The sequence below is a fragment of the Lentilactobacillus sp. genome (assembly GCF_040773105.1).
Lineage (GTDB): Bacteria > Bacillota > Bacilli > Lactobacillales > Lactobacillaceae > Lentilactobacillus > Lentilactobacillus parabuchneri.
Genome location: NZ_JAXGWW010000241.1, coordinates 1 through 3,147 on the forward strand (window position 1 = coordinate 1; position 3,147 = coordinate 3,147).

Genomic DNA, 3,147 nt, shown 5'->3' on the forward strand with positions numbered 1-3,147 from the left:
ATTAATGCTGGCTTTCGGTACGTTTATCGTAGCCTTAATCGCATTAATTGTTGAGCTGATTAAAAGTCAGCAAAAAAAATAACCGCCTTATGACCTATACCCCCAAAGTTAAAGTAAAAGCTTTAGCTTTGGAGGTATTTTTTATGACTAAGATTTCAAAGGAAACTAAATTACGTGCGTTAACTGAATATTTTGCTGGTCAAGGAAGTTCACTTGGCATCGCAAATAAGTATCAGATAGCCCCAAAATTATTTCGAATGCTTGTCGCTGCTTATCGAACTCACGGTGCTAATGTATTGTATAATCCGCCTCAGGTAACACCTGATTTTAGAATTGAGGTTGCTCATTGGTCGATTATTAATAATGCTTCTTATACGCAGGTGGCCGCTAAGTTCGGGTACGTTGGAATTCCTCAGATTAAGCAATGGAAAGAAATTTATCGCAATCAGGGGCCAAATGGGTTAATGTCTATATCAAAAGGACGGAAACCCCAAATGACAAATAAACGTAAGAAACCAACTAAGAAGCGGTCAACCAAGAAGAAACTTTCCCCAGAAGAAAATCGGCTTAAGCAATTAGAGGCCGAGAACCTGGAGTTACGCATCAAAAATGAAGCGTTAAAATTATTGGCCTCGATGAAGCAACGAACAAAGAACTCGCCCAAGTAATCTGCACCCTCGAGGCCCAATTTAAGCTGGCTGACCTTCTACGGGTCTTGCCCATTTCACCAGATACCTTCTTCTATTGGAAGCGCCGATTTGACCAACCAGATAAGGATTGCCAATTGAAACACTTTATTTCCCGCATCTGGAATCAGGACCATCACATGGGCGTTCTACGGATTACTCAGGCACTCCTGAATGACTTTGACCTTAAAGTCAACCATAAGCGAGTTTATCGGTTGATGCAGGAGCTGGGGATCCAAGGAGAAGGTTATCACAAGAAGATCCGCAAGTACGACTCGTCTAAGGGACCAGAAGGAACCAGGGTCAAGAATAAGTTACATCGGCGATTTCAAACTGATCGGCCAAACCAGAAAATGGTTTCCGATGTCACTGAATTTAAAGTTCCCCAAACTCAAGAAAGGGTCTACTTTGAACCAATCATGGATTTGTACAACAATGAGATCCTAACTTTTGCCATTACGGCTGGCAGCCCAAACCTTGAGTTTGCTTTAAAACCATTAGAGTCACTGGTTAACTTAATTCCCAATCAACCGTACAAGCAATTTCTCCACACCGATCAAGGCTGGCAGTACCGCCACCAAGCTTGGCAGAGGAAGCTCAAGAACGCTCATATTACACCCAGCATGTCTCGACGAGCAACCTGCTTAGACAATGCTTGTATGGAGAGCTTCTTTAACAAGCTAAAGGTTGAATTGGGTGATTTGTCAGATTATCATTCGGCAAAGGAATTGATAACGGCTGTGAAGAAGTGGATAATCTACTACAACACGAAACGAATTCAAATGAAACTAGGCGGCACATCGCCGATAAACTATCGACTCCGTGCCGCCTAGGAAAGACAAGCAAATATTTACTTTAACTTTTGGGGTACACCTCAATTTCCTGTGGCCGCCATATGGATTATGATTACCTCATCAAATAAATTGGTGAGGTGTTTTTGATGGATAAACAACCAGAAATCGTGCAAGTGAAAGTCGGTCGGACAACAGAAGCCCCAGCTTCTGGACCCGTCAAAGCGCTACAAATCAAAGTTGATGGCAATAAGTCAGTTATTGTTTACAACCACGTCAACGGGTATATCCTCGATGCCGTAATGAAGGCGGTGTTCCCACATGATCATTGATACCAGCAAAATCGAACAAATCTACCTAGTTTGTGGTAAGACTGATTTGCGAAAAGGTATCGATGGACTCGCGGGTATCGTCCAAGAGCAATACGATTTGGATCCATACTCGCAAGCACTGTATCTCTTTTGTGGTACACGCAAAGACCGCTTCAAAGCCCTCTATTGGGATGGCGACGGCTTCTTACTATTATATAAACGGTTAGAAAATGGCCATCTACAATGGCCGACCAATCAGCTTGCAATTCGCAGATTGGACCCGCGTCAGCTTGTTCGCTTATTGAGTGGTTGGGCGTTAGATTCGACGGTTCATAAAGTCTGCCCTCCAGGACATTGAAAGTGCTTTCTAGTTTGGAAAATGAGTGGTAAACTCAATGATAATAATCTTACATCAAGGAGGTGACACCCATGGCAGAATCAGAAAAGGATCAAATCATTCGCAAGCTCAAAGCAGAAAATAAGGGGCTTCAGGAACAGATTGCCTATCTTAGGCGAAAACTATTTGATCATAAATCCGAAGTATTAAATCCTAATCAAACGTCACTATTTGACAAGGGAAATAGTGTTTTTAACGAACCAGAGCAAACTGGAGACCAAAGCAGCTCCGCGTCAAATCAAGTACGGCCAAAGAAATCAAAGAAAAAGACGCGGCGAGAAAAAGTAGATTCAAAGGTCCCAGTACGCGTAACCATCATTAAACCAGCTGATGGTAAATGTCCAGCAGGACATTCAGGCATCGAGCCGATTGGGACAAGTTATGTCCGAGAAGAATTTCATTTCATTCCTGCCCACGCATATTTGGAGAAAATCTACGAGCAAACTTATAAGTGTGAACAATGTGCTCATGATACGGCAACATCTGGTTTGTTCAAGCCATTGGTGCCACCGGCCTTGTTCCCACATAGTTTGGCTTCGGTCTCCCTAGTGGCAGAAATTATACATGATAAATTTGTCTTGGGGGTACCGCTATATCGGCAACTATCTGGGATTCGTCGTTTGGGCTATCAGACATCAGAAGCTACCTTGGCTAATTGGGTTAACAAATCTGCTCAACAGCTATTACCCCTCTATGAGGAACTTCATCGACACTTGTGCTCGGCTCATCACCTGCAAGGTGATGAAACCCCAATCGAAGTTCTGAGGGAACCCGGTAAAGCCGCGACATCAAGGTCTTACATGTGGGTGGCGCGAACACCAATCAAACAACCAAATCCCATTGTCTATTATGCTTATGGTGCCACACGTTCTGGTGTCTTTGCCCAATCCTTGTATGAAGGATATGGGCCTAGAATAAAAAGTGTACAAGTTAAATAGAGACTCTGATTTAGTATAATTAAG

General features: G+C 43.0%; 6 protein-coding genes. All 6 read left to right on the forward strand.

Going from position 1 to position 3,147, the window contains the following annotated elements; genetic code table 11:
* Positions 1-82: putative holin-like toxin (locus AB3112_RS10065; RefSeq protein ID WP_318238852.1), on the forward strand; the 82-nt coding region annotated here is incomplete at its 5' end.
* 61 nt (positions 83-143) lie between these two features.
* Positions 144-668 (forward strand): helix-turn-helix domain-containing protein, encoded by a 525-nt coding sequence (locus AB3112_RS10070; RefSeq protein ID WP_016526651.1) that lies wholly within the window; start codon positions 144-146, stop codon positions 666-668.
* 26 nt (positions 669-694) lie between these two features.
* A complete protein-coding gene (locus tag AB3112_RS10075; protein WP_229963732.1) occupies positions 695-1,519 on the forward strand; it encodes an IS3 family transposase in 825 nt (274 codons plus the stop codon).
* A gap of 107 nt (positions 1,520-1,626) precedes the next feature.
* Positions 1,627-1,809 (forward strand): hypothetical protein, encoded by a 183-nt coding sequence (locus tag AB3112_RS10080; RefSeq protein WP_057874333.1) that lies wholly within the window; start codon positions 1,627-1,629, stop codon positions 1,807-1,809.
* Complete coding sequence (tnpB, locus tag AB3112_RS10085; protein ID WP_003646556.1) at positions 1,799-2,146, forward strand: IS66 family insertion sequence element accessory protein TnpB; 348 nt, start codon at positions 1,799-1,801, stop codon at positions 2,144-2,146. The genes AB3112_RS10080 and tnpB overlap by 11 nt, the downstream gene beginning before the upstream one ends.
* Before the next feature lie 71 nt (positions 2,147-2,217).
* Positions 2,218-3,123 carry a transposase gene (locus AB3112_RS10090; RefSeq protein WP_367334417.1) on the forward strand — a complete coding sequence of 302 codons (906 nt, stop codon included), beginning with the start codon at positions 2,218-2,220 and terminating at the stop codon, positions 3,121-3,123.
* Positions 3,124-3,147 lie beyond the last annotated feature (24 nt).